The sequence below is a fragment of the Streptomyces malaysiensis subsp. samsunensis genome, from assembly GCF_024519315.1.
Classification (GTDB): Bacteria; Actinomycetota; Actinomycetes; order Streptomycetales; family Streptomycetaceae; genus Streptomyces; species Streptomyces malaysiensis.
In genome coordinates this window covers 23,896-48,988 of record NZ_JANIIC010000011.1, presented here as the reverse complement: position 1 = coordinate 48,988, position 25,093 = coordinate 23,896, and the positions used below count along the sequence as shown (strand labels likewise).

Sequence of the window (25,093 nt, the reverse complement as noted above, 5' to 3'; positions counted from 1 at the left end):
ACGGGGGGCGGTTGCCGGAATGTGGCGGGCCGACGGGGGTCAGCCGCCGATGTCACGGCGGCGCAGACCCACCAGTCCTCCGGCGGCGAGAACGACCGAGAGGAGCAGTAGCCACAGGAACGGCGCGGCCGTGACCTCGTCGCCAGGCAGCTTCGGCAGATGGCTGAAGGGCGAGGTGTCCATGACGGAGTCGGACAGCTCCATCGCCGGGCCCATCCAGCCGATGGCCACCACCCAGCCGACGAAGGCCCAGGCCGCCGCCGAGTACTTCGGCACCACGCCCACGAGGAAGAGCGTCACGCTGGTGAGCACCCACAGCGCCGGGAGCTGGGAGAGGGCGGCGCCCAGGCAGCGGGGGAACTGCTCGGCCAGATCGCCCGCAGCGATGCCGTAGCCCAGGCCCAGCGCCAGACCGCCGATGGCGAGGATGACCACCGGGCCGAGATAGGCGATGACCAGATGGCTCCCGGCCCAGCGCAGCCGGCTCACCGCGTTGGACAGCAGGGGCTCGGCGCGCTGGTCGGTCTCCTCGCCGCGCAGCCGCAGCACGGAGCTGGCGGTGTAGACGGTGAGGATGGTGCCGAGGACACCGACCATGGCGGCCAGGAACGCGTCGTTCAGCCCCTGGGCGCCGCCCATCCGCTGGATGATGTCGCGGGTCTGTTCGCTGTCGCCGAGGAAGTCGTTGGCACCGTCGGAGATGCCGCCGAAGATGGCGCCCGCGAAGACGAAGCCCGCGGCCCAGCCGAGCAGGGCGCCGCGCTGAAGCCGCCAGCCCAGGCCGTAGACCCCGCTCAGGAGCGGGCCGGCGGTCGGTGGGCCGGGGCGGCTGGCGTAGAAGCTGGCGCCCACGTCGCGACGGCCCACGAGGGAGTACGCGAGGGTGATCGAGGCCGCGGCGAGCACGGCGATGAGCAGCAGCGGCCACCAGCGCTCGTCCGCGTACGGCCGGGCGTACTCGGCCCAGCCGAGGGGCGAGAGCCAGACCAGGACATGGCCGGAGCCCTTGCTGCCGTCCCCCGCGGCGTCACCCGCCATGCGCAGCACGAAGGCGACGCCGACCAGCGCGGAGCTCAGGCCCCGGGCCAGCCGTGCGTTCTCCGTGAGCTGGGCGGCGACGGCGGCCAGACCGCCGAAGGCCATACCGGACAGACCGACGGCGAGGCCGAGCGCGAGCGCGCCGGTGCCGCCCTGGCCCGCGAGGCTGCCCGCGATGAGCAGGGTCACGGCGCCGTTGGCGATGCCCACGGCGAGCAGGGCCGAGGTGAGACCGGCGCGGCGGCCGACCATGCCGGAGGAGAGCGCCTCCTGGCGGCCGGTCTCCTCCTCCTCACGGGTGTGCCGGACCACGATGAGCAGGCTCATGATCGCGGCGAACACCGTCAGGAAGGCGCCCACGCGCCAGACGGTGAGCGCGCCGAGCGAGTCGTCGAAGGCGGCGCCGAACAGGGCGCGTGTCGAGCCGTTCCCGTTCATGTCGTGGACGAGGTCGGCGCGGCGTTGGGGAGTGTCGTACGCGCTCTTCAGACGGCCGACGGTGCTGCTGGCCGTGAGCCCCAGGCACAGCACCCACACCGGCATCATGATCCGGTCGCGCCGCAGGGCGAGCCGCAGCAGCGTGCCCGTGCCGGCCAGATCGTGGGCCGATCCGCGGGAGCGGGGGGAGACCCGGGCGTCGGCTACGGCGCTCATCGGGCGATCGCCTCGGCTTCCGTGCGCGAGATGTCGTCCTGGTAGTGGCGGAGGAAGAGCTCTTCCAGGGTGGGCGGGGTGGAGATGAGGCTGCGCACGCCCACCTGGGTGAGCTGGCGCAGTACGGCGTCCATCTTGTCGGAGTCGACCTGGAGCTTGACCTGGCGGCCCTGGATGTCCACGTTGTGCACACCGGGGAGGCCGGACAGGCCGTTCGGCTCGCCGGCGAGCTCGGCGGTCACCGACGTACGGGTCAGATGGCGCAGCTCGGTGAGCGTGCCGGACTCCACCCTCCTGCCCTTGCGGATGATGCTCACCCTCCGGCAGAGCGCCTCGACCTCGCTGAGGATGTGGCTGGAGAGCAGCACCGTACGCCCGCGGTCGCGCTCCTCTGCGACGCACTCGCGGAAGACCTCCTCCATGAGCGGATCGAGCCCGGAGGTCGGCTCGTCGAAGATCAGCAGCTCCACTTCGGATGCGAACGCGGCGACCAGGGCGACCTTCTGGCGATTGCCCTTGGAGTAGGTACGGCCCTTCTTGGTGGGGTCGAGCTCGAAACGATCGAGGAGCTCGGCGCGGCGTGCGGTGTCCAGACCGCCACGCAGCCGCCCGTACAGATCGATGACCTCTCCACCGCTCAGGTTGCGCCACAGGGTGACGTCTCCGGGGACGTACGCGATGTGGCGGTGGAGGTCGACGGCGTCGTGCCAGGGGTCCTTGCCCAGCATCTGCACCGCGCCGGAGTCGGCACGGAGCAGACCGAGGAGGACCCGGATGGTCGTGGACTTCCCGGCGCCGTTGGGGCCGAGGAAGCCATGGACCTCACCTGCCTCGACTTCGAGGTCGAGGCCGTCCAACGCGTGGGTCCGGCCGAAGGACTTGTGCAGGCCGGACACGGAGATTGCCGTTTTCATGATTTCGAAGCTACGCTAGTTTCACAAATTTGTGAAGTTAAGGAACCGTATAAACTTATGATGATGTGACGAGGAGAGGAGATGATGAAGCGGTGAGGGAGACGATCGAACCAGAGGACGCGCCCGGTCACGCGCGGGATGAAATGGCGGTGTCCAGGTTCGTCGAGCGGTTCGCGGCCGATCTGGCCGAGGCTGGGATGCAGCGGATGGCCGCGCGGGTCTTCGCGGCGCTTCTCGTCTCCGACGCCGGGGCGCTCACCTCGGCCGAGCTCGCCGAGCGGCTGCGGATCAGCCCGGCCGCGGTATCGGGCGCGATCCGCTATCTGTCCCAGGTGGACATGGTGGTGCGGGAGCGCGAGCCGGGCTCCCGCCGCGATCGCTACCGGCTCTACAACGAGGTCTGGTACGAGACCCTGACCCGCCGCGACCAGATCGTCGCCCGCTGGGAGAGCACCATGCGGGACGGTGCGAAGGTGCTCGGCCCCGCCACCCCGGCGGGGCAGCGGATCACCGAGACCGCCGACTTCTTCGAGTTCGTCCAGCGGGAGCTGCCCAAGATGCTGGAGCGCTGGCGCGCTCAGCAGGCGGAGCACCGAGCCGCGGAGGCCCGGGAGGCCGAAGCGGGCTGAGGGCACCGGCCCGGTGCCGCCCCGGCCATGCCGGACGCCGGTTCGAGATGGCCGAGGTTGGTCTTCACCGAGCCGATCGGGAGGGTGCCGGAGATCCGGCACCCGCGGTCGTGCCGGGCCCTCCGGGCCCGGCGCCTGTGCCGGGCCGGACGGCCCAGCGTTGTCGCGTCCTGCCCGACGGTTGTCGCGTCCGCCCGCTGGTGGTGAGCGTCCTGCCCGACGGCGGTCGCGTCCGCCCGGAGTGGTGAGCGTCCTGCCCGGTGGCTGTCGCGTCCGGTCCCGGTGGTGATACGCGTCCCGTCCGGCGTGGCGCGCGGGGCCGTCCGGCCCGGCGACAGCGCCGGTCCGCCTGGCGCCGTGGCGGCTCCCGCCCGGCGCCCGCGCGAGTGGGGTTCAAGGGCGGTGCGGCAGCATCAGACTCCACGCCTCCGCCAGGACCGTCCAGGTGCGGCTGCGCACCGGGCCCCGGATCAGCGCGTCCGCGTGATAGCGGAAGTCCGGGCCGGAGACGGTGACGGCCCGCGCCCGGGTGCGCAGTGGGCCGTCCGCCGCGTGGGGATGGACCACGACCTCGGCCAGTCCGCCGCCCGGTGCGGCCGTCGATACCGATACCCGCTCCACCGGCCGGTCCAGATCGGTCAGCAGCACCCCGTCCGCCTCGATCCGCAGCCGCTGCGGCGGCGGATGCGGCGGTTTCCGGGCGCCGCCGCCGGACAGCCCGATCACGGGGAGCGAGAGCAGCGTCAGCGCGGTGCGGGCGGTGCGGGCCGCCGGGGTCCACCACGGCTGGTGGTCATCGCCCTGTGGACCGTGGCCGGGCGGACCGCCGTCCTCGTCGCTCTCGCCGTCCTCGGCCCGGTGGTCGTGGGCGCGGGGATCGCAGTGGCAGTCCCGGCCCCGCGCCCCGTCGCCCTGCGGCCCGGGGCCGTGCCCATCCGGTCCTGGCGCTCCGCCGCATCCGCCGCCCGGCGTCCCGTGCGCACCGTAGGGAGCGCGTCCGGAGGGGATCCGCAGACCGCCGAGGACCACTCCGCCGCTTTCGTCCACCAGCAGGTCACGTGGGTGCGCGGTGCCGTCGAGGACCGTACGGGCCGCGGCGACCGCGTCCGTCGGCACCCCGAGCGAATGGGCCAGGGCGACCGTGGCGGAGCCGCCGACCGGGACCACCGACAGCGTGGCGTCCGCGAGCTCCCGCCGCCGGTGCAGCAGCTCCACCATGCGCAGCAGGGCGCGGTCGTCGCCCACCAGCACCGGCCGGCGGGCGCCTCGGCGGGCCAGCGCCCGCTCGACCTCCTCCGGGGTGTCCGGCAGGCAGATTTTCGTCTGTGCGCCCGCGCAGAGCACATCCTTCGCGATCCGCACCGACTCCCCGTCCGTGCGGCGGGCGTTGGGGTCGATGACCATGAGCAGCGGGCGCCCCCGGGCGGTGTCCGGCGCAGGGGGCCGGGGATCTGGAGCCGACACCTCGGTCCTTCCTCAGGTAATCTCTCGGTGCAAGAGCCCCTGTCGCTGTTGCGCCAGGGGCTTCGTCTATCCGGGGCACCGGTTCGACGGCTCTTGTGGTGGCGCGCGTCACCATGCACGTTGGACATGCCCCGCCCGGAAGGGGTGTACGCCTGTGCCCGCACTTGTGCTGCTCGGTGCTCAGTGGGGTGACGAGGGCAAGGGAAAGGCCACCGATCTGCTCGGTGGTTCCGTGGATTATGTAGTGCGCTACCAGGGCGGTAACAACGCGGGCCACACCGTGGTGGTCGGCGACCAGAAGTACGCGCTGCACCTCCTCCCGTCCGGAATCCTCTCGCCCGGGTGTACCCCGGTCATCGGCAACGGTGTCGTCGTGGACCCCGCGGTCCTGCTCTCCGAGCTGAGCGGTCTTGCCGAGCGCGGCGTCGACACGTCCAAGTTGCTGATCAGCGGTAACGCCCATCTGATCACGCCGTATCACACGACGCTCGACAAGGTGTCGGAACGATTCCTCGGCAAGCGGAAGATCGGCACCACCGGCCGCGGCATCGGCCCGGCCTATGCGGACAAGATCAATCGCGTGGGCATCCGGGTCCAGGACCTCTTCGACGAGTCGATCCTGCGGCAGAAGGCCGAGGCGGCCCTGGACTTCAAGAACCAGGTGCTGGCCAAGCTCTACAACCGCCGTGCCATCGCCGTCGACCAGGTCGTCGAGGAGCTGCTGGGCTACGCGGACCAGCTGAGCGGCTATGTCGCCGACACCACCCTGGTGCTCAACAACGCCATCGACCAGGGCCAGGTCGTGCTCTTCGAGGGCGGACAGGGCACCCTGCTCGACGTCGACCACGGCACGTATCCCTTCGTCACCTCCTCCAACCCGACCGCGGGCGGCGCCTGCACCGGCACCGGAGTGGGCCCGACCAAGATCAGCCGCGTGATCGGCATCCTGAAGGCGTACACCACCCGCGTCGGCGCGGGCCCGTTCCCCACCGAGCTCCTCGACGAGGACGGCGAGAAGCTGCGCACGATCGGCGGCGAGCGCGGTGTGACCACCGGGCGCGACCGGCGCTGCGGCTGGTTCGACGCGGTCATCGCGCGCTATGCGACCCGGGTCAACGGTCTGACCGACTTCTTCCTCACCAAGCTGGACGTGCTCACCGGCTGGGAGCGGATCCCGGTGTGCGTCGCCTACGAGATCGACGGCAAGCGGGTCGAGGAGCTGCCGTACAGCCAGACCGACTTCCACCACGCCACACCGATCTACGAGACGCTGCCGGGCTGGTCGGAGGACATCACCCAGGCCAAGACCTTCGACGACCTCCCGAAGAACGCGCAGAAGTACGTCCAGGCGCTGGAGGAGATGTCGGGCGCCCCGATCTCGGCGATCGGCGTCGGACCGGGCCGCGACGAGACCATCCAGATCAACTCGTTCCTCTGAACCCTCCACGGGGGCGCGGCCGCCCGCGCCACGGCGGCTGATCCCGCTGCGGCGGCTTCCCCCGCCACGGCGGCCGAGCCCTCCACGGGAGCGCGGCCCGCGCGCCGGCGTCACTACGCCGCGGGCGGGCCGAACACCCCGGCGGGCTGCTGCGCCTGGCCGACGGGCCGCGCGGCCCGCTGCTCCTGCATCTTGGTGATCCGCCGCACCACGGCGATGGCCAGCAGCGCCGTCAGGATGCCGATGGAGTCGTCGACGATGCTGACGATGACGCCGGGCCGCTGTTCGCGGATGTTGTCGCTGACGATCTCGCTGGCTCCGTTCACCGGGAACATCAGGAACATGATCACGAAGAACGTCCACCACCAGTGCAGCACCGCGCGTCCGCGCCGTCCGGGCCCCGGGGGAGTGCTGGAGGTCCAGACGTCGTTGGCGATCTGCTTGGGGAGCCATAGCTGGGCGACCGGGATGAACCAGGCGCCCACGGCGTAGCCGCTGCCGAACCGCTGCCGACCGGGGTTGAGCACCGTCGAGTTGATGTAGGCGGTCCGGAACCAGACCAGCCACAGCACGACGAGCACGAACGCGGCGACACCGGTGCCGCTGTCCATCGCCTGGACATCGCTCCGCTTGCTGTAGAGCACATCCTTGCTGACGTAGCCGGCGTCGATGGCGAAGTACGTGTCGAGCAGCGAGATGTTCAGCGCCATGTCGAGGAGGGTCAGCACCAGCCAGATGCCGAACATGCTCATCAGCGCGGTGGCCAGACCCCGGATCGGCCTCAGCCGCGTGCCCGGGGCGGGAAAGCCCAACGGCGCCTGATAGCCGCCCTGCCAGGGCTGGGTGGGCACCTGGTACGCGGGACCCGCGGCGGCGTGCGCATGGGGGGTCGCGTACGCCGACGGCGTGCCGTACGCGGAGGGGCCGGGCGGGGTGTGCGCGGCGGCCTGCGGATGGCCGTACGCCGACGGGCCCTGCTGTGGCGCCATGGCGTCCGGCTGCGCGTTCTCGGCCTCCACCTCCAGCAGTTGGAGGGCGTCCCGCCCCAGCCGGGCGAGCAGCCCGCCCGGCAGCCAGGGCTCGCCGTCATCGGCCACCGGCTGGGTGGCGGCGACCAGGTCGTCCACCGAGGGCCGCTTGGCCGGGTCCTTGTTCAGACACGCGGTGACCAGCCCGCGCGCCCCCTCGGGGAGCCCCACCAGATCGGGCTCCTCCTGGGCTATTCGGTACATCAGGGCGTGGATACCGCTGTCCAGGTTGCCGAAGGGCTGACGTCCGGTGGCGGCGAAGGCGAGCACCGAGCCGAGGCAGAAGACATCGCTCGCGGCCGTGACCGGCTCACCGCGCACCTGCTCGGGCGACATGAAACCGGGCGAGCCGACCACCGCGCCGGTCATCGTCAGATTGCCGCCCGTGGTGGTGCCCACGGGGTCCAGGGCGCGCGCGATGCCGAAGTCGATGACGCGCGGACCGTCGATGGTGACGAGGATGTTGGACGGCTTGAGGTCGCGGTGGATCAGCCCGGCGCCGTGGATGTCGCGCAGCGCGAGGGCCAGTCCGTTCGCCAGGATCCGCAGCGAGCGCTCGGGCAGCGCCCCGAAGTCCTCGGCGACCACGCTGTGCAGGGACGGACCGCCGATGTAGCCCGTGGCCACCCACGGCACCTCGGCGTCGGTGTCGGCGTCGAGCACGGGCGCGGTCCACTGCCCGCCGACCCGTCTCGCCGCCTCCACCTCCCGCTTGAAGCGGCCGCGGAAGTCGGCTTGTCGTGCGAGTTCGGCTTGTACGAGCTTCACCGCGACGGTGCGGCCGCGGGCGGAGCGGGCGAGGTAGACCCGGCCCATTCCGCCCTCGCCCAGCTTGCCGAGCAGCCGGTACTCGCCGATCCACCGCGGGTCCTGGGCCCCGAGGTTCTCCATCGCGGTGTGGCTCCTGTCCCTGTGCCGATAGTCCCTCTGCCGATCGGCCGATCAGTCGAGGCGGGTGAACGTCTGTGTCATCGTCTCATCGCTGTAATCGTCCGGGTCGTCATATTCGACACGCAGCTTGTCATGTCCGGATGAGGTGAACGTCAGTGACGTGCCGGGTCCACAGAGATTCTTGGGGGTGCCCCCGGTGAACTTCGAGGGGCTGAGCACGAGCCCCTTCTCCACCGAGGCCAGCACCCGGTCGCCCTCGCAGTGGTACTTCTTGCTGTCCGCGACCTGCTGGGCCACGACGGTGCCGATCGCGCCCTGTTCGATGGTGAGCTTCAACGTGGCGTCGGGCTTCCCGAACGCGTCCTTGGCCAGCCAAGTACCCACGTACCGGGAGGGGATGGGCTTGCCGCCGGTCTTCGAGGGGCGCAGCGTCGCCTCGTAGGAGCCGTCCGTGGTGCTCCAGGCGAGGGTGCCGTCGTTGCCTATCCGCAGGGTCTGCTCGCCGACCGTGCTGCAACTGTCCTCGGGGATGCTGGTGGCGACCTCCTCGTCCTCGATGAGGAGCAGGCTGTCCGCCGACTTGAGCTTGGCCGAGTCCTGGCAGAACGAGTCCGAGTCGGAGGTGAGCGTCTCCGCGACGAACGCGCCGACCGGCCCCTGGGAGAGGACGACCCGCCGGATCCTGCCGGTGGACGAGCCGCTCTCCTTGATCTCCCCTTCCCAGGCGCCCAGATACTCGGTGGGCACATCGCCCGTCGTCTCCAGCTTGGTCGCGGACGGATCGGGCCCGGCCGAACCACCCCCGGGCGCCTTGGAGTTGGCGGTGCTCGGGCCGTTGGGCGGGGTGTGGGTCATCTTGTCGTAGTCGGTCTTGGCCCGGTCGCCCTTGTCGTCGTTCCCGTTGATCACGGCGAGGGCGGTGACCCCCGCGATGAGCAGGGTGGCGACGGCGGCCGAGACGACGATGAGCGTCTTACGGCGCCCCTTGGGCACGGGCGCCCCGCCGGGTCCGGTCGGCGTACCGGGTCCGGTCGGCGTACCGGGTCCGGCTGGCATGCCGGATCCGCCCGGTGCACCGGGTCCGCTCGGACCGGTTGGCCCGCCGAACCCGGCGGAGGGCGAACCGGCGGCGGGGCCCGCCCCGAACGAGGTGACATCGGGCGGTCCGAAGGCGTTCGGCGGCGTCCGCGGCTCGCGGTCCGCGCCGGTGGCCCGCGGCGGCGTGGCTTGTGCCGGGTAGCCGTACGCCCCGGCGGCGTAGGGCCCGGCCGAACCGGGCGAGTTGGGAGCCGCGGCGGCAGCACCGGCCTGCGGCGGGGTGGCGTTGCCGGGCGCGCCGTGGCCCGGCGCGGCGGGCGGTCCGCCGGGTGCCGCGGGTGCCGCGGGTGGGGCCGCGTGCGCTCCGCCGTGCCCCGGCGCGGCGCCACCGGGCGCGTTGGGCGCCGCGGCGGATTCACCCACCGCGTCGGCCCGCGCCGCGCCCGCCGGAGGTGTGGCGGCCTGCCCTGCCGCGCCCTGTCCGGGTCCGGCCTGTGGCCCGCCGGGAGTTCCGGGTGCGGCGGCGTACGGGTTGCCGGGGCCGGGCCGGTCGGCGGCCGCGGCGGGTGCCCCGGCCTGTGACTGGCCCGGCACTGCGGGCAAGGCGGCGGCCTGCCCGCCGGGCGTTCCGTGCGCGGGGGCGGCCGAAGGCCCGGCAGTTTGCGGCCCACCGGCCTGGCCCGAGGCGCCCTGGCCCGCGCCTGCCGGCCGCCCGGCGGCCTGTCGTGGGTCGTGCGAAGGCGTACCGGCCCATGGCCCGGGGGCCGACCCGCTGGGCCCTGAGGGGGCCTGGCCCTGGCCGCCTTGGTGCGTGCCGACTTGCGGGGCGCCTGGGTCGGGCGCGGCGCTGTGGGGCGTGGCCGCCTGCGGGGGCGGTCCGGCGGTCTGTCGTGGGTCGGCCGACGGTGCGGCTGCCTGCGGCCCGCCGGACGACGGCCCACCGGCCTGGCCCGAGGCGCCCTGGCCCGCGCCTGCTTGCGGTCCGGTGGTCGGGTCCGGGGTGCTCTGGTCTCCGCCCGGCTGCGGTGTGGCGCCGGGCGTCGCGGGTCCGGCTGTCTGTCCTGCGTCGGCGTACGGTCCGGCGGCGTGGCCGCCGCCCCCAGCCGCCCCCGCCGCACCCGCCGGGCCCGCCGCGGGCGGAGTGGACGGTGCCGGGGGCAGTGGCGCGCCCGCCTGGGGCGCCCCCGTGGGGCGCGGCGGGGTGGTCGGTGGCGGGGGCGTCGGGGGCTCCGCCGGAGCCCGGGGGTACGGGGGGGGGGAGGGCGGGGGGGCGGGGGGGGGGGGTGGGGGGGGGCCCGCCGGGGGCGGTACGGCTGGGCCCGCCGCCCCGGCCGCGGGCGGTACGGCGGGGCGCGCGGGCACCCCCGGCCCCGCGGGCGTCTCCACCTCGAGCAGCTGCATCGCATGCCGTCCGAGCTGGGCGACGAGCCCGCCCGGCAGCCACGGCTCGCCGTCGTCATCGGCGCCGGCCGTACGTTCCAGCAGCGCGTCCAGCGAGGGCCGGTCGTCCGGGGCCTTCTTCAGGCAGTCGGTGACCAGCTCGTGCAGCCCTTCCGGCAGCCCCTCCAGGTCCGGTTCCTCCTGGGCGATGCGGTACATCACCGCGTGCACCCCGCTGTCGGCCGTGCCGAAGGGCTGACGGCCGGTGGCCGCGTAGGCGAGCACCGAGCCGAGGCAGAAGACATCGCTGGCCGGGGTGACCCGCTCGCCGCGCACCTGCTCGGGCGACATGAAGCCGGGCGACCCGACGACGGCGCCGCTGCGCGTGAGGATGCCGTCGGTGACGGTCTCCAGCGCCCGCGCGATCCCGAAGTCGATGACCCGCGGACCGTCGATGGTGATCAGGACGTTGGAGGGTTTGAGATCGCGGTGGACCAGCTCGGCGCCGTGGATGTCGCGGAGCGCCTGCGTGAGCCCGTGGGCCAGGATGCGTACGGTCCGCTCGGGCAGCCGGCCCGACTCGGAGACGATCGCGTGCAGGGAGGGACCGGCGATATAGCCGGTGGCGACCCATGGGGTGGCGGCCTCGGTGTCGGCGTCCAGCACCGGTGCGGTCCATGCGCCCCCGACCCGCTGCGCGGCCCGCACCTCCTGTTTGAACCGCCGCCGGAATTCGGCCTGCTGGGCCAGCTCGGTCTGGACCAGCTTCACCGCCACCGTGCGGCCGCGGGACGAATGGGCCAGGAACACCCGGCCCATGCCACCCGCGCCAAGGCGCCGAACCAGCCGGTAGTTACCGATCCAGCGAGGATCCTCGGCCCCCAGGTCTTCCATGCGTCGATCGTCCCTTCCCCTGAATCCCCCTGATCAGCCCCCCGGAGAGAATAAGGGCGGCTGAGAGCGAAGTGGACGACGCGGACGATCCGTTATCGGTTCCGTATCCGTCCTGTGTCACTCTCGGGCCGGGGAGCGAAATCCGGACAGCCCGCCTCGGCCACCGGCCACGGTCACGGGGCACCGGATGCCCGGCAGGGTGTCGGCGGGGCGGCGGAAACCCTGACAGCCTGTCGGTGCCGGGCCCCGGGGCGCTGTCCGTACGCTGGTTCCGCCCCGACCCGCGAGCGATCCGAGGTACCGAACGTGTCCGTGCAGCCCAGCTCCGACCCCGCGGCCGGCGCCGCCGTCAAGGCCGCCGACCGTGCGCATGTCTTCCACTCCTGGTCCGCGCAGGGCCTGATCGATCCCCTCGCCGTCGCGGGCGCCGAAGGCTCGTACTTCTGGGACTACGACGGCAAGCGCTACCTCGACTTCTCCTGCCAGCTGGTGAACACCAACATCGGCCATCAGCACCCCAAGGTCGTGGCCGCGATCCAGGAGCAGGCCGCGAAGCTGTGCACCATCGCACCGGGCTTCGCCGTGGACGTGCGGTCCGAGGCGGCGCGGCTGGTCGCCGAGCGCACCCCCGGCGACCTGGACAAGATCTTCTTCACCAATGGCGGCGCCGAGGCCGTGGAGAACGCGGTCCGCATGGCGCGGCTGCACACCGGCCGGTCCAAGGTGCTCTCCGCCTACCGCTCGTACCACGGGGCCACCGCCGCCGCGATCAACCTCACCGGCGACCCCCGCCGCTGGCCCTCCGACACCGCCTCGGCGGGTGTGGTGCACTTCTGGGCGCCGTTCCTCTACCGCTCGCCCTTCCACTCCGACAGCGAGGCGCAGGAGTGCGAGCGCGCGCTGCGCCACCTCGAGGACACCATCGCCTTCGAGGGCCCGCAGACCATCGCCGCGATCATCCTGGAGACCATCCCCGGCACCGCCGGGATCATGGTCCCGCCGCCCGGCTATCTGGCCGGGGTCCGGGAGATCTGCGACCGCTACGGCATCGTCTTCATCCTCGACGAGGTCATGGCGGGGTTCGGCCGCACCGGCCACTGGTTCGCGGCCGACCACTTCGGCGTCACCCCGGACCTGCTGACCTTCGCCAAGGGCGTCAACTCCGGCTATGTGCCGCTCGGCGGCGTCGCGATCTCCGCCGAGATCGCCGCGACCTTCGACCAGCGCCCCTACCCGGGCGGTCTCACCTACTCCGGCCACCCGCTGGCCTGCGCCTCGGCCGTCGCGACGATCAACGCGATGGCGGAGGAGAGGATCGTGGAGAACGCCGCCGCGATCGGGGAGAACGTGATCGGCCCGGGGCTGCGGGAGATCGCCGAGCGCCACCCCTCGGTCGGCGAGGTGCGCGGCCTCGGCGTCTTCTGGGCGCTGGACCTCGTCAGGGACGAGGAGACCCGCGAACCGCTCGTCCCGTACAACGCGAGCGGAGCGGACAACCAGCCGATGGCCGACTTCGCCGCGGCCTGCAAGCGCGGCGGTCTGTGGCCCTTCGTGAACATGAACCGCACCCATGTCGTGCCGCCGTGCACGGTCACCGAGGCCGAGGCCAAGGAGGGGCTCGCGATCCTGGACGAGGCGCTGGGCGCGGCCGACGCGCATACGGTGTAGCCGCCTCCGCGACCCGGGGCGCCGCGGAAGCCCCGGTCTCATGGGCGCTGCCCGTTTGCCCCCCCCGGCCGCCGCCCGACCACTGCCCGGTGTAGACCACCGACGCACTCTGCGTATTCCGCGCAACGGCCCTCGCATATCGTGATGCGAGGGCCGTCCGCTTTCTTACATCGACGGCCGTGGAAGGAGACGGTCCTCGATGCCCGTGCCAGGCGCCAGCCCGGTCAAGCGGAACACTCTGCGGCAGCAGATCGCCGACGCGCTCTGCGACGAGGTGCTCGCGGGCCGGCTCCCTGCGGGGCGCCAGTTCACCGTCAAGGAGATCGCCCAGCAGTACGGCGTCTCCGCGACCCCCGTGCGGGAGGCGCTGCTGGACCTGTGCTCCCAGGGGCTGCTCGATGTCGAGGAGCACCGGGGCTTCAGGGTCCACGAGTTCACCATCGAGGACTTCCGGCATATGGTCGACGCCCGCACGATGGTGGTCGAGGGCGTCTTCCGGCACTACGTCGAGCAGACGCTGAAGGCCATGACCCCGCAGGCGCTGGCCTCGGTGCGGCGGCGGGCCGAGGAGGCCGAACGGGCCGCCCGCTCCGGTGACCTGGACATCCTCATCGGCTACGACCTGCGCTTCTGGCGGGAGATCTGCGGGCTGGTCGGCAATCCGTACGTCCTGGACTTCCTCCAGCGGCTGCGGGTGCAGACCTGGGTCTTCACGGTGCCGTATCTGCGCCGCGTACCCGATCTGCGGGGTCACCTGTGGACGGGGCACTGCGAACTCACGGCGGCGGTCACCCGCGGGGATCCGCATGACTCGGAGCGGCTCATAGGGGCGTACAACACGCATTTCCGTGCGCTGATCGAGCGGTTGGTGGCGGGGGAGGAGATGCGCGCGCGGGGCCGGGCGCCGGAGGTCAACTCCCCCTGAGCTCCTTCTGATCTCCTCCTGAACTTTTTTCGAACTCCCCCTGACCCAGGGGCGGTTGCCCCGGGCGGCGAGCGAGCCGGAGCCCGGGGAAGCCGGGGCGCCCACGGGCGAATCGACCCCCCGGGGTTGGCGCCCCGCACTCTTCGCGCGGCGTACGCGGGGCATTACGCTGGGCCGACCATCGACCGTACGGATACGAGAGTGAGATCGCGTGGCATGTGACCTCTGGTTGGTCCCCCTCGTCGATGTGCTGTGCCACAGCCCCGACAACCCCTTCGCCGAAGAGATCGCCGCGTACGACAAGGCACTCAGTGAGGCCGGTCTGCCGCCCGTGCCCGTCTTCAGCTATATGCCGGGACTGTCCGGGGATGTCGCCCCGGTGGCCGGTTTCGACTACGACGCGCTGCACTTTCTCCGCCGTGCCTATCTGCTTCAGCTGTGCGGACTCGCGGTGACGCCGGTGGACGAACTCGGCGGGGACTACGAGCAGTTGCTGGAGATGTTCGAGCCCACGGCCCAGCAGTCGCATCTGGTGTGGCACTACGACCACGCGGGCGCGTATGTCCCCGTCGACTTCCAGAATCCGCTGTCCAACGATGAACTCCTCGAGGGAGGCGGTCCGTTGGGCTCCAGCCATGGACTGCTGCGCGAGCTGGAGGCGGTCGCCCCGGCGCTCGGCATCGACCCGTCCAACCCCCCGGCCGCCCCCGCGCCCCCGGCCCGCCCCACGAGCCTGGAGGAGCCGGCGGCGTCCGTCCCGTACGAGGACAGCCCCTTCGCGAGAGAGCGCCATGTGTGGCTGGGGCTGCATGCGGCGGCGACGCGCAGTCTGGGGCAGGGCTCGATGATCGTCTTCAGCTGACCGCTGGGCCGGGCCTGTTCCGTAAGGCTGGCGGCTGGGCCGCGTCTGCTCCGCGAAGGTGTCCGGCCGTGCGGTCGGCGTCTCCGGCGAGCGTTTCCGGTGACCGCGTCTGGTGACCGCGTCCGGCGAGTGGTCCCGGCGAGTGGTCCCGGGGGCTGCCTCCGAGGAGCGCTTCCGACCGGCGTCGTGGCCGTCAGCGAGGCGGCTCCGGCGGACGCTGCCGCGGCATATTGGGCCGGGCCGGGCTCGGCGGCAGCGGAAAGCGGCTCGCGGGGCTCCCGCTGTCCGGGCGGGGGCCCTGGGCCATCAGCGACTGTGTGACCAGCGGCGCCGAACCGGACCCGAAGTCCACCATCCAGCCCGCCGTCTCTGCCCGGACCAGGTCCGAGACGTCCTCGCAGAACCGCCGCAGCACGGCCAGACACCGCTCCACGGCCTCGCTCGCGGTGCCCTCGGTGGGGCCCAGCACTTCCCGTACGCTCTCCGACGCCCAGTCGAACTGCAACGTTTCCAGCCGCCGGTGCACCGCCTGTGCGGTGGCCACGTCCCGCATCCAGCCGGACGTCAGCCCGAAGAACCGGTCGGCGCCGAGGCAGGCGACCGCAAGCAGCAGCGCCAGGGCGCCCCAGCCGGCGCCGCCGTCCAGCGCGCCGTTCAGATCCAGCAGCGGCAGTACGGCCCCCACGACGCCCGCCACGGCGGCGCCCATCCGCAGCACCCGGGCGGCTCGCCGCTTCCACACCCGGTCGGCGAGGTACCAGGCGGCGACCTCCAGCGCGCCCTCCTCGACCCACTGGTACAACTCGTCGAGCCGCTCGGCGGGCTCCCCCCAGTCGCCGTGCGGGAAGGGCCGGCCGAGCAGGTCACCCTGCTTCCTCGCACCCTCCTGCCGAGGGAGCCCCTCGGGCTGCATCTCCGGCTGACTCACCGTGCAACTCCCTCTGCGGCGGCGTTTCTCTGGCGCGCGGCTGATGCGCGACCACCATTCCTACCGCCGAACGGCTGGCCACGAGGACCCGATCACGGGATTTCAGTCCGTAAGGGCTGTCCTATCGGGTATAGAACCACCCACTCCTCACCCAAAAGAGTGCCCCTGGCTCGCGGTGTAGGGGCGCGGAGGGCGGGGGTGTGCGGAGGTGGCGGGGGTGCGGAGGCGGTGGGGTGCCGGGTGCCGGGTGCCGGGTGCCGGGTGCCAGGTGCGGAGGTGGTGGGTGGCTGTGTTGGGGTGTTCGGCTCGGTTGGGTGCGGCTTTCGTCTCGCGCCTTCGGCGCAATTGAGCAGCGGGGCAGGGGGTGGGGGCGTGGCGCCGTCGCCGGGCGCCGGGTCGGCGGGGGTGGGTGCCGGTGGCGGCTCAGCGGTGTGTGGGGGTGCGGTCCGATCCGGAGTGCGGGCAGCGTGGGTTCTGTTGAGTCGGGAGTGCGGGTGGGCGTGGGCGGTGCGGGTGGTGCGGGTGGTGCGGGCTTCCTGGGTCTCGGGCGGCCTCTCCGGGTACCCCTTCAAAAAACGCTTGATCTGAAGCAACTAATTTGTCAAACGTTTTCGCAGGGGTACCCCCCAACCCCTGCGGTCGGCCCCCTGCGGTCGGCCCCCCTTGCGGTCGGCCCCCCTGCGGTCGGCACCCCGGCGACTCCGGCACCCGGTGCCCGGCGACTCCGGCGCCCCGGCACCCGGCGCCCCGGCACCCGGCGCCCCGGCACCCGGCACCCGGCGGCCCGGCACCTGGGCGGCCCGGCACCTGGGCGGCCCGGCGGCCCTACGCCCCGGCACCCTGGCGGCCCGGGTGGCCCTAGCAGCCCAACACCCAGTCGGCCTCGGTGGCCCTGCGCCCCGACGGCCCTGCGTCCCGACGGCCATGCGCTCCGACAGTCCGGGGGCCTGCCGCCTGAGGCCCGGCCGCCTGAGGCCCGACGGCTCCGGGCCCGGCCGCCCGGGGCCCGACGGTCCGGCAACGGCCTCAGCCCCCAACCACCGAAGCCGCCACGCCCCCCACCCCCACCGACCCGGCGCCCGGCGACGTGGCCCGCGCCCTCCACCCCCCGCCCCCATGCTCAAATGCGCCGAAGGCGCGAGACGAAACCCGCAGCCGAACACCTCACCCACCGCCCCACGGCGCCGCCTCACCCACCGCCCCACGGCGCCGCCTCACCCACCGCCCCACGGCGCCGCCTCACCCACCGCCCCACGTAAGCACGCGCGACCGCAACCGCACACAGCGGCAACCCCACCGCACAGCGCCCCCCACCCAAGGCAATAGGCTGCACACCGTGAAGGTCCTCGTCATCGGCAGCGGCGCCCGCGAACACGCCCTGTGCCGCGCTCTCTCCCTCGACCCCGACGTCACCGCCCTGCACTGTGCCCCCGGCAACGCCGGCATCGCCGACGTGGCCGAATTGCACGCGGTCGACGCGCTCGACGGCGCCGCCGTCGCCGACCTCGCCGCCTCCCTGGAGGTGGGCCTCGTGGTCGTGGGGCCGGAGGCCCCCCTCGTCGCGGGGGTGGCCGACGCCGTGCGCGAGCGCGGGATCCCGGCCTTCGGGCCGTCCGCCGAGGCGGCGCGGCTCGAGGGCTCCAAGGCGTTCGCCAAGGACGTGATGGCGGCGGCCGGTGTACCCACCGCCCGCGCCTACGTGTGCACCAGCCCCGCCGAGGTGGACGAGGCGCTCGACGCCTTCGGCCCCCCGTACGTCGTCAAGGACGACGGCCTCGCCGCGGGCAAGGGCGTCGTGGTGACCGAGGACCTCGAGGCCGCCCGCGCGCACGCGCTGGCCTGCGGCCGGGTGGTGATCGAGGAGTTCCTGGACGGCCCCGAGGTCTCCCTCTTCGCGATCACCGACGGCGAGACCGTCGTCCCGCTCCAGCCCGCCCAGGACTTCAAGCGCGCCCAGGACGGCGACGAGGGTCCGAACACGGGCGGCATGGGCGCGTACTCCCCGCTGCCCTGGGCCGATCCCGCGCTGGTGGACGAGGTCGTGGCCACGATCTGCCAGCCCACCGTCGACGAGTTGCGCCGCCGTGGCACGCCCTTCTCCGGGCTGCTGTACGCGGGCCTGGCGATCACCTCGCGCGGGGTGCGCGTGATCGAGTTCAACGCCCGCTTCGGCGACCCGGAGACCCAGGTGGTCCTGGCCCGGCTGAAGACCCCGCTGGCCGCCGTGCTGCTCGCCGCCGCCGTCGGCCGCCTCGACGCCGAGCCGCCGCTGCGCTGGAGCGACGACGCCGCCGTGACCGTGGTCGTCGCCTCGCACAACTACCCGGGCACCCCCCGTACCGGTGACCCGATCACCGGGCTGGACAAGGTGGCCGAGGAGGACGGCCCCAAGGCGTACGTCCTGCACGCGGGCACCAAGCGGGACGAGGCGTCCGGTGAGGTGGTGAGCGCGGGCGGCCGGGTGCTCTCCGTCACCGCGACCGGCTCCGACCTGGAGAAGGCGCGCGACCGGGCCTACCGCGCGGTGGGCCGGATCGGTCTGGAGGGCTCCCACCACCGCTCCGACATCGCCGCGAAGGCGGCGGCGGAAACCACCTCGTAAGCGGGAATCCGTGAAGAGGGGGCCGAAGGGGCCGAAGGGGCGAGGACAGACGCTGTAAGAAGTGTCTCAACCGCCCCGAACGGGCCCTCACACGCGCCCGCGAACGCCCCCGAAGCCCGCTTCCGCCTGTTCACACGGGGCCCGGCGTCGCCATCGCGAAGTTCCCGGTTTTACCCAAGGCCATTCCATTGGGTGAGCGCTTCCGCATCCTGCTGACGCACGCCCGGCCCCCAACTAGTGTGCCGCTCAGGCAAGGTGCGGCAACTGGCCCACCGGCATTGCGGAGTGGGCGCCCGATGCGACAGTGGGTGGGGAGAAGACAACGCCGCCGTCGTCCGCTCTTCAAGCACCGGTCTTCACAACACCGGCCGGACAGTAGGGGGTGATGAGAACCGTGGCAGGTCCCGAAGCAGGTGCCCTGGAGGCGCGCGCCCGTGCCCTCGCGGTACTGCGCATCCGGAGCACCGCGCTCGCGGTCGCACTGCTCCCGGCCGCCGCCGCCGTCGTGCTGCTGGCCGGAAGCGCCACCGGCAGTATCGGTGGCTCCCAGGACCAGGGCTGGACGGCCCTGCGGTGGGTGGTGACCGGGGGCGCCCTGCTGGTCCTGTTGCTGGCGGCGGCCGTGGCCGCCGTCGTCGTCCGGGCCAGGCCCGCGCTCACCCCGACGGTGCCCATCGCCGAGGAGACGGCGCCCGACCTCTACCGGCTGATCCGCGATCTGGCCGAGCGCCTGGAGGTGCCCGCGCCATCGGCCATAGCGCTCACCCCCGACTGCGACAGCTGGCTGGAGGACCGTACGCATCCGGCGCACGCCCACCGCCGGGAGCACCGGGACCGCGGCGCCCTCGCGGTCGAGGAGACCCGCACCGCCCGCTCCGTACGGGGCACCGGAGGAGGGCCCGGCCCCGCCACCGGCGCGGACCGGGACCGGATCCTGGACCGTCCCGAGCGGCGTCCCACGCAGGCGCCGGTGCTGGTGATCGGCTCGCCGTTCCTGTGGTGGATGCGGGTCGCCGAGCTGCGCGCGCTGCTCGCCCCGGTGGTGGCGGGCACCGGCCCGTCCGTCCACCCCGACATAGCCGCCGCCCGCCGCTTCGTACGCGGGCTTGACGCCGCCGTGGCCGTCGCGGCCCGCGGCCGCGGGTGCGAGCCGTCGTCCGGCCCCGCGCCCGCGCTCGTGGCGGCGGTGCGCCGCCCCGCGTTCGCCTTCGTCGGCTGGGTCGCCCGGCTGCTGCTGCGCGGCTGCCGGGACCACGCGGCCGCGATGGAGCGCGCGGTCGCCGCGGCCGCCTCCGAGCGGGCCCAGTCGGTCGACTACGGGCTGCGGATCGTCGCCCAGGAGCAGGTGGGCCTCGCCTACGCGGGCTGGGACCGGCTGCTGACCCGGGTCGCGCTGCCCGCCTGGCGGATGGGCCGCTGGCCCTCCCGGCTGGACGCGGGCGTGGTCGCGGCGCTCACCGAGCTCTCCCGCCGCGACCGGCTCGCCGAGGGGTTCACCTCCCGGCTGAGCGAGCGCCCGGCCTGCGACCTCCTGGAGGAGCCCGGAGCGATGGACGAGGCCACCTCGCTGCTCGCCGCCCGGCTCTTCCACGGCGGCCCGCCGGAGCCGGGCCCCGACTGGTCCCCGGTCGACTGGGGCGCGTATCCGGAGGAGGTCGTGGACCGCAAGTGGCGGCAGGAGGCCGCCCGGCTGAACCGGCTCCTGGACGAGCGGGAGGACACCCACGACCGCGTGGGCGCCACCCCCGCACCGTCCTCCGCGAGCGCGCCCGTGCCACCCACCCTGGCCCGGGTCATCGACCGGCTCACCGCCGACGCGGCCGACTTCCCGGCCGACCCCGCCGACGGCTCCGACGGCGGCCTTGACGGCGGTGCCCCCCGCCTCGCCGCCCGGCTCAGCGTGGAGGTGGCCCGCGAGGAGGCCGCCGCCACCCGAGCGCACGGCCAGGGGCCCGCCGCGGGGGCGGAGGGGCCCGCGGGCGGCTGCGGCGGCGACCCGTGGATCGACGGCTTCGCGCCCGCGTTCCCGCTCCAGCCGCCCCGCACCGGCCGGGAGCTGCTCGCCGACCATGTCACCGCCATGGTCTGCTGCGCCGCCGTGGACACCGCGGGCGCGACCCCGGGGCTCGATTGGCTCGACGGGCCCGCGCTGCTCGTCGGCGGGCGGCGGCGGGCCGATCTGGCCCATCCGGTGCTGAGCCTGGTGGAGGACGGCGACGACGGGCCGCTGCGCGCCTGGCTCGGCGAGGTGGGGGTCCGTCCGGAGAAGCCCGTCCGGCTGGTGTAGGCGCGTTCGGCGCGCGCATCGTGCGCACAGCGCCCCTACACCAACCGGATACCGATCCTATGTCCAGTCTTGTCGCGCGTTCGGTGTCTGTTCCGGCAAATTCGCGACTATCGGTGACGGAGTGGGTGCGTAATGTGATGTGCTTGGACCGGTCGCTGTTACCCGGCCCAGGAGTTCCGGCCCACCGGCCCGGACCGCCAGACCGACCCCGCAGCCCGGCCCACAAGGCCGGATCTCGGCGGTGCGGTGTGCGAGGCAGCGAGGCGAGGCGCCGCCGGGTACGCAGGGAGGGGAGCAGTTGTGGGGACGGACCAGATCCGGCGCTGGGAGTCGGGCGCGCTCGCACACGGGGTGACGGATCCTTTCGGCCAGGGCCCGCTGCCCTGGCTGCGCGACAGTGAGAACTACTTCGACGACACCGGCCGGGTGGTCCCGTGGTACGTGGACGACGTCCATCTCTCCGGGGCCGTCGAACCGGCGGCCGGGCGGTCCGGCGCGAAGGGCCAGGCCAGGATCCCCGGCCCCCGCACCGCCGACGATGTCCACCGGCAGATCAAGGGCTTCACCTCCACCTCGGCGGCGGCCCCCGGCGAGGCCATCGACTTCCGGATCACGGTGGACCCGCCCCAGCAGTTCAGTGTGGACATCTACCGCATCGGCTATTACGACGGCGCAGGCGCGCTGAAGATCACCACCAGCCCCCGGCTGTCCGGGATCGTCCAGCCGCCCCCGCTCACCGCCGACCGCACCGTCTCCTGCCACCACTGGTGGCTGTCCTGGCGGCTCCAGATCCCCTCGTACTGGAAGCTGGGCGCGTATGTCGCGGTGCTGACCACCGTGGACGGCTACCGCAGCCACATCCCGTTCACCGTGCGCGACTCCCGCCCCGCCGACCTCCTCCTCGTCCTCCCGGACTTCACCTGGCAGGCGTACAACCTCTACCCCGAGGACGGCCGGACCGGCGCCAGCCTCTACCACGCCTGGAACGAGCGGGGAAAGCTGCTGGGCGAGTCGGAGGCGGCCACCACGGTCTCCTTCGACCGGCCGTACGCGGGCGCGGGGCTGCCCCTCCACGTGGGGCACGCCTACGACTTCATCCGCTGGGCCGAGCGCTACGGCTACGACCTGGCCTACGCCGAGACGCGCGATCTGCACGCGGGCAGCGTCGACCCCACCCGCTACCGGGGCCTGGTCTTCCCCGGCCATGACGAGTACTGGTCGGCGCCGATGCGCCGCACCGTCGAGTCCGCCCGCGACAGCGGCACCTCACTGGTCTTCCTCTCCGCCAACACCATGTACTGGCAGGTGGAGCTCGCCCCCGCGCCCTCCGGCCCGGACCGCCTGCTGACCTGCCACAAGCGCCGCGGCCCCGGCCGCTCGGCGCTCTGGCGGGAGACCGCGCCCGAACAGCAGCTGATCGGCATCCAGTACGCGGGCCGGGTGCCCGAGCCCAGCCCGCTGATCGTGCGCAACGCCGGCCACTGGCTGTGGGAGGCCACCGGCGCGGAGGAGGGCGATGAGCTGCCCGGCCTGGTCGCGGGCGAGGCCGACCGCTACTTCCCGCGCACCGCCCTCCCCGAGCACATCCGCCGCATCCTGCTGGCCCACTCCCCGTACCAGGACACGGAGGGGGCCATCCGCCACCAGGAGACGTCGATCTACCGGGCCCCGAGCGGCGCTCTGGTCTTCGCGTCGGGAACGTTCGCGTGGTCGCCCGGGCTGGATCGTCCGGGCCATACGGATGAGCGGATTCAGCGGGCCACGGCGAATCTGCTGGATCGGATCTGCAAGCGGGGGTGAAGCCGGGCGGAGCGGAGCCGTAAGCGGATCCCTACGGCGTCGGCGCCAGGGACGGCGCCTTCCGTATGCCGAACCGATGCCGCAGCGCCGACAGGGCCGCGAGATATCCGCACATCCCGTGCACACCCGGTCCCGGCGGCGTCGCCGACGAGCACAGGAAGAGTCCGGGCAGCGGGGTGCGGTACGGATCGAGCCGGGGCACCGGCCGGGCCAGGCTCTGCCAGATCGTCATCGCGCCCGAGCCGATGTCCCCGCCCACATCGTTGGGGTCGTACGCCTCCAGGGCCGGCCCGGACATGCCGCGCGCCGCGAGCACCGTGTCGCGGAAGCCGGGGGCGTAGGTCTCGATCCGGGAGCGGATCAGCTCCACCGGGTCGGTGTCGTCGCCGTTCGGCATATGGGCGTAGGCCCACACCGGGCGTCTGCCGGGCCGGGCCCGCCCGGGGTCGGTGACGGCCGGGTCGACCAGCAGGACGAACGGCTCCCGGCTGCGGATCCCGCGCGCCGTCAGGGTCTCCTCCCGGGCCAGCTCGGCATGGCCGCCGCCCAGATGCACGGTTCCGGCGCGGCCCACGGCGGGGTCGGCCCAGGGGATCGGCTCGCTGACCAGGAAGTCGGCCTTGGCGGCGGCCGGGCCGTAGCGGAACCGCCGCAGCGCCCGCACATAGCGGGCGGGCAGCGCGCTTCCGGCGATGTTCAGCAGCCCCGGGACACCGGTGTCGAGCAGCACCGCACGGGCGCCGCCTGCCAGCTCGCCGAGGTCGTCGATCCGGCGCCCGGTGTGAAAGGTGCCGCCGTGCGCGGTGATGTCGTCCGCCATGGCCTCGGCGATCCGGGCGCTTCCGCCGCGCGGCAGCGGCCAGCCGGGGCCGTGCGCGAGGTGGCCGAGGAGTGCCGCCACCGCACCCCCCGACAGGCTGGGCAGTTCGCCCACGGAATGCGCGGCGACCCCGGTGAGCAGGGCGGGCGCCGCCTCGCCGGTGAAGCGGGCGGCGCCGAGCCGGGTGCCGTGGACGAGCGTCCGCGTGGCCAGCAGCAGCGGTGCCACCGGATCGCGGGGGAGCGCACGCTGCCCGGAGAGGACGAAGTCGACCACGCCCTCGCTGTGCCGCAGCAGCGGCGCCATCAGCCGCCGCCAGCGCTCCCCGTCCGGGCCGAGCCGGGCGCAGGTGGCCGCCAGATCGCGGTGGGCGAGCGCGGCACGGCCGCCGTCCAGCGGATGGGCGTAGGAGACCTCGGGCGTCAGCAGTTCCACTCCGCGCGCGGCCAGGCCGAACTCGCGGAAGAATCGGGAGACGGGCGCCATGGGGTGGACCGCGGAGCAGATGTCGTGGGCGATGTCCGCGTCGAAGAGCGGCTGGGTGCGCAGCCCACCGCCGATCGCGTCGGCGGCCTCGTACACCTCCACCCGCAGCCCGGCGCGGGCCAGGGTGACGGCGGCCGCGAGCCCGTTGGGGCCGCTGCCCACGATCGCCGCGTCGGCCATACAGAACACCTCCCCTCCGGGACCTCGGCACCCTACCGGTGCGTTGTGCTCCGCCGCACGAGTTCCTCGTACGACGTGTTCGAACCGCGCGGGCCGCGGAACCCGGAGCGCCGAACCCCGCGGCCCACGCCCCGCCGCAGGTCGGCGCCCCTTCGTGCGGCAGAATCGAGGAGGGCTGGGACAAATGGACAAAAACACCAGGAGGAAGCGTGTCCGGATTCGTCGAGAAGCCCGAACCGGTCGAGGTTCCGGGCCTTCAGCACCTGCACACCGGCAAGGTGCGCGACCTCTACCAGAACGAGCGCGGTGAGCTCGTCATGGTCGCCAGCGACCGGATCTCCGCCTACGACTGGGTCCTGCCGACCGAGATCCCTGAGAAGGGCAAGATCCTCACCCAGCTCTCCCTCTGGTGGTTCGACCTGCTCGCCGACCTCGTCCCCAACCACGTCCTGTCCACCGACCTGCCCCCCGGCGCCCCCGCCGGCTGGGAGGGCCGGACCCTGGTGTGCCGGTCGCTGCGGATGGTCCCGGTCGAATGTGTGGCCCGCGGCTATCTGACCGGCTCCGGCCTGGCCGAGTACCGCGAGACCAGCACGGTGTGCGGAATCGCCCTCCCCGACGGGCTGACCGACGGCTCCGAGCTGCCCACGCCGATCTTCACCCCGGCCACCAAGGCCGAGGTCGGCGAGCACGACGAGAACGTGGCGTACGAGAAGGTGGCCCACCGCATCGGCGCCGAGCCCGCAGCCCAGCTGCGCCAGGCCACCCTCGCCATCTACAACCGCGCCCGGGAGATCGCCCGCGCCCGGGGCATCATCCTCGCCGACACCAAGTTCGAGTTCGGCTACGCGGAGGCGACCCTGGGCGCGGAGGGCGCCGAGCCGGTGCTCGCCGACGAAGTGCTGACCCCGGACTCCTCCCGCTTCTGGCCCGTCGACCAGTGGCGGCCCGGCCGCGCGCAGCCGTCCTTCGACAAGCAGTACGTGCGCGACTGGCTGACCTCCCCGGCCTCCGGCTGGGACCGCACCGGCGAGCAGCCGCCGCCCCCGCTCCCGGCGGAGGTCGTGGAGCGGACGCGGGCGAAGTACGCGGAGGCGTACGAGCTGCTGACCGGCACCAGCTGGCAGTAGCAGGCCGGGAACGACCAAGGGCCCCGGCCGAATGGCC

At 73.3% G+C, this 25,093-nt stretch carries 16 protein-coding genes and 1 pseudogene; 9 read left to right on the top strand and 8 right to left on the bottom strand.

Annotated features, from left to right (window positions below):
- Positions 1-39: 39 nt before the first annotated feature.
- Complete coding sequence (locus NQU54_RS12010) at positions 40-1,692, bottom strand: ABC transporter permease (RefSeq protein ID WP_257631033.1); 1,653 nt, start codon at positions 1,690-1,692, stop codon at positions 40-42.
- Positions 1,689-2,606: an ABC transporter ATP-binding protein gene (locus NQU54_RS12005; RefSeq protein ID WP_079258411.1), complete on the bottom strand. Its 918-nt coding sequence runs from the start codon at positions 2,604-2,606 to the stop codon at positions 1,689-1,691. Before NQU54_RS12005 ends, NQU54_RS12010 begins: the two co-directional genes overlap by 4 nt.
- 92 nt (positions 2,607-2,698) lie before the next feature.
- On the opposite strand from NQU54_RS12005, the gene NQU54_RS12000 reads away from it, so the two are divergent.
- Positions 2,699-3,235 carry a GbsR/MarR family transcriptional regulator gene (locus NQU54_RS12000; protein ID WP_372505854.1) on the top strand — a complete coding sequence of 179 codons (537 nt, stop codon included), beginning with the start codon at positions 2,699-2,701 and terminating at the stop codon, positions 3,233-3,235.
- On the opposite strand, the gene NQU54_RS11995 is transcribed toward NQU54_RS12000, so the two are convergent.
- Both NQU54_RS11995 and NQU54_RS11990 read right to left on the bottom strand, forming a co-directional pair.
- Positions 3,184-3,303: a hypothetical protein gene (locus NQU54_RS11995; protein WP_372505853.1), complete on the bottom strand. Its 120-nt coding sequence runs from the start codon at positions 3,301-3,303 to the stop codon at positions 3,184-3,186. The genes NQU54_RS12000 and NQU54_RS11995 overlap by 52 nt on opposite strands.
- A gap of 325 nt (positions 3,304-3,628) precedes the next feature.
- On the bottom strand, positions 3,629-4,639 hold the full coding sequence (locus tag NQU54_RS11990; protein ID WP_257631141.1) for a hypothetical protein: 1,011 nt from the start codon (positions 4,637-4,639) through the stop codon (positions 3,629-3,631).
- A 214-nt stretch (positions 4,640-4,853) separates the two neighbouring features.
- On the opposite strand from NQU54_RS11990, the gene NQU54_RS11985 reads away from it, so the two are divergent.
- Complete coding sequence (locus NQU54_RS11985; protein ID WP_257631032.1) at positions 4,854-6,137, top strand: adenylosuccinate synthase; 1,284 nt, start codon at positions 4,854-4,856, stop codon at positions 6,135-6,137.
- Positions 6,138-6,250: 113 nt separating this feature from the next.
- Here the strand turns inward: NQU54_RS11985 and NQU54_RS11980 are convergent, their stop codons facing one another.
- Together NQU54_RS11980 and NQU54_RS50520 are read right to left on the bottom strand one after the other, a co-directional pair.
- Positions 6,251-8,056: a protein kinase domain-containing protein gene (locus NQU54_RS11980; protein WP_257631031.1), complete on the bottom strand. Its 1,806-nt coding sequence runs from the start codon at positions 8,054-8,056 to the stop codon at positions 6,251-6,253.
- Positions 8,057-10,000: 1,944 nt separating this feature from the next.
- A pseudogene (locus NQU54_RS50520) lies at positions 10,001-11,368 on the bottom strand (serine/threonine-protein kinase); the annotation flags it as partial.
- A gap of 306 nt (positions 11,369-11,674) precedes the next feature.
- Here NQU54_RS50520 and NQU54_RS11970 point away from each other — a divergent pair.
- The 3 genes from NQU54_RS11970 to NQU54_RS11960 all read left to right on the top strand — a co-directional run bounded on the left by NQU54_RS11970 (position 11,675) and on the right by NQU54_RS11960 (position 14,823).
- The gene (locus NQU54_RS11970) at positions 11,675-13,036 is read left to right on the top strand and encodes an aspartate aminotransferase family protein (protein WP_257631030.1); all 1,362 of its coding nucleotides are present in this window, start codon (positions 11,675-11,677) and stop codon (positions 13,034-13,036) included.
- A gap of 199 nt (positions 13,037-13,235) precedes the next feature.
- Positions 13,236-13,961 (top strand): GntR family transcriptional regulator, encoded by a 726-nt coding sequence (locus NQU54_RS11965; RefSeq protein WP_257631029.1) that lies wholly within the window; start codon positions 13,236-13,238, stop codon positions 13,959-13,961.
- Between the two features lie 211 nt (positions 13,962-14,172).
- On the top strand, positions 14,173-14,823 hold the full coding sequence (locus NQU54_RS11960) for a putative DNA-mimic protein (RefSeq protein ID WP_257631028.1): 651 nt from the start codon (positions 14,173-14,175) through the stop codon (positions 14,821-14,823).
- Positions 14,824-15,016: 193 nt separating this feature from the next.
- On the opposite strand, the gene NQU54_RS11955 is transcribed toward NQU54_RS11960, so the two are convergent.
- Positions 15,017-15,751 (bottom strand): SLATT domain-containing protein, encoded by a 735-nt coding sequence (locus NQU54_RS11955; protein ID WP_069872770.1) that lies wholly within the window; start codon positions 15,749-15,751, stop codon positions 15,017-15,019.
- 1,336 nt (positions 15,752-17,087) lie between these two features.
- Here NQU54_RS11955 and purD point away from each other — a divergent pair.
- The 3 genes from purD (at position 17,088) to NQU54_RS11940 (ending at position 22,440) form a co-directional block, all read left to right on the top strand.
- Positions 17,088-18,353, top strand: a complete 1,266-nt coding sequence (gene purD, locus NQU54_RS11950) for a phosphoribosylamine--glycine ligase (RefSeq protein WP_257631027.1) — start codon at positions 17,088-17,090, stop codon at positions 18,351-18,353.
- Between the two features lie 385 nt (positions 18,354-18,738).
- Positions 18,739-20,640 (top strand): hypothetical protein, encoded by a 1,902-nt coding sequence (locus NQU54_RS11945; protein WP_257631026.1) that lies wholly within the window; start codon positions 18,739-18,741, stop codon positions 20,638-20,640.
- 300 nt (positions 20,641-20,940) lie between these two features.
- On the top strand, positions 20,941-22,440 hold the full coding sequence (locus tag NQU54_RS11940) for a N,N-dimethylformamidase beta subunit family domain-containing protein (RefSeq protein ID WP_257631025.1): 1,500 nt from the start codon (positions 20,941-20,943) through the stop codon (positions 22,438-22,440).
- A 31-nt stretch (positions 22,441-22,471) separates the two neighbouring features.
- On the opposite strand, the gene NQU54_RS11935 is transcribed toward NQU54_RS11940, so the two are convergent.
- Positions 22,472-23,926, bottom strand: coding sequence for a phytoene desaturase family protein (locus tag NQU54_RS11935; protein WP_257631024.1), 1,455 nt, complete (start codon positions 23,924-23,926; stop codon positions 22,472-22,474).
- A gap of 209 nt (positions 23,927-24,135) precedes the next feature.
- Here NQU54_RS11935 and NQU54_RS11930 point away from each other — a divergent pair, with 209 nt between their 5' ends.
- Positions 24,136-25,056, top strand: coding sequence for a phosphoribosylaminoimidazolesuccinocarboxamide synthase (locus tag NQU54_RS11930; protein ID WP_257631023.1), 921 nt, complete (start codon positions 24,136-24,138; stop codon positions 25,054-25,056).
- The last annotated feature ends 37 nt before the right edge of the window (positions 25,057-25,093 follow it).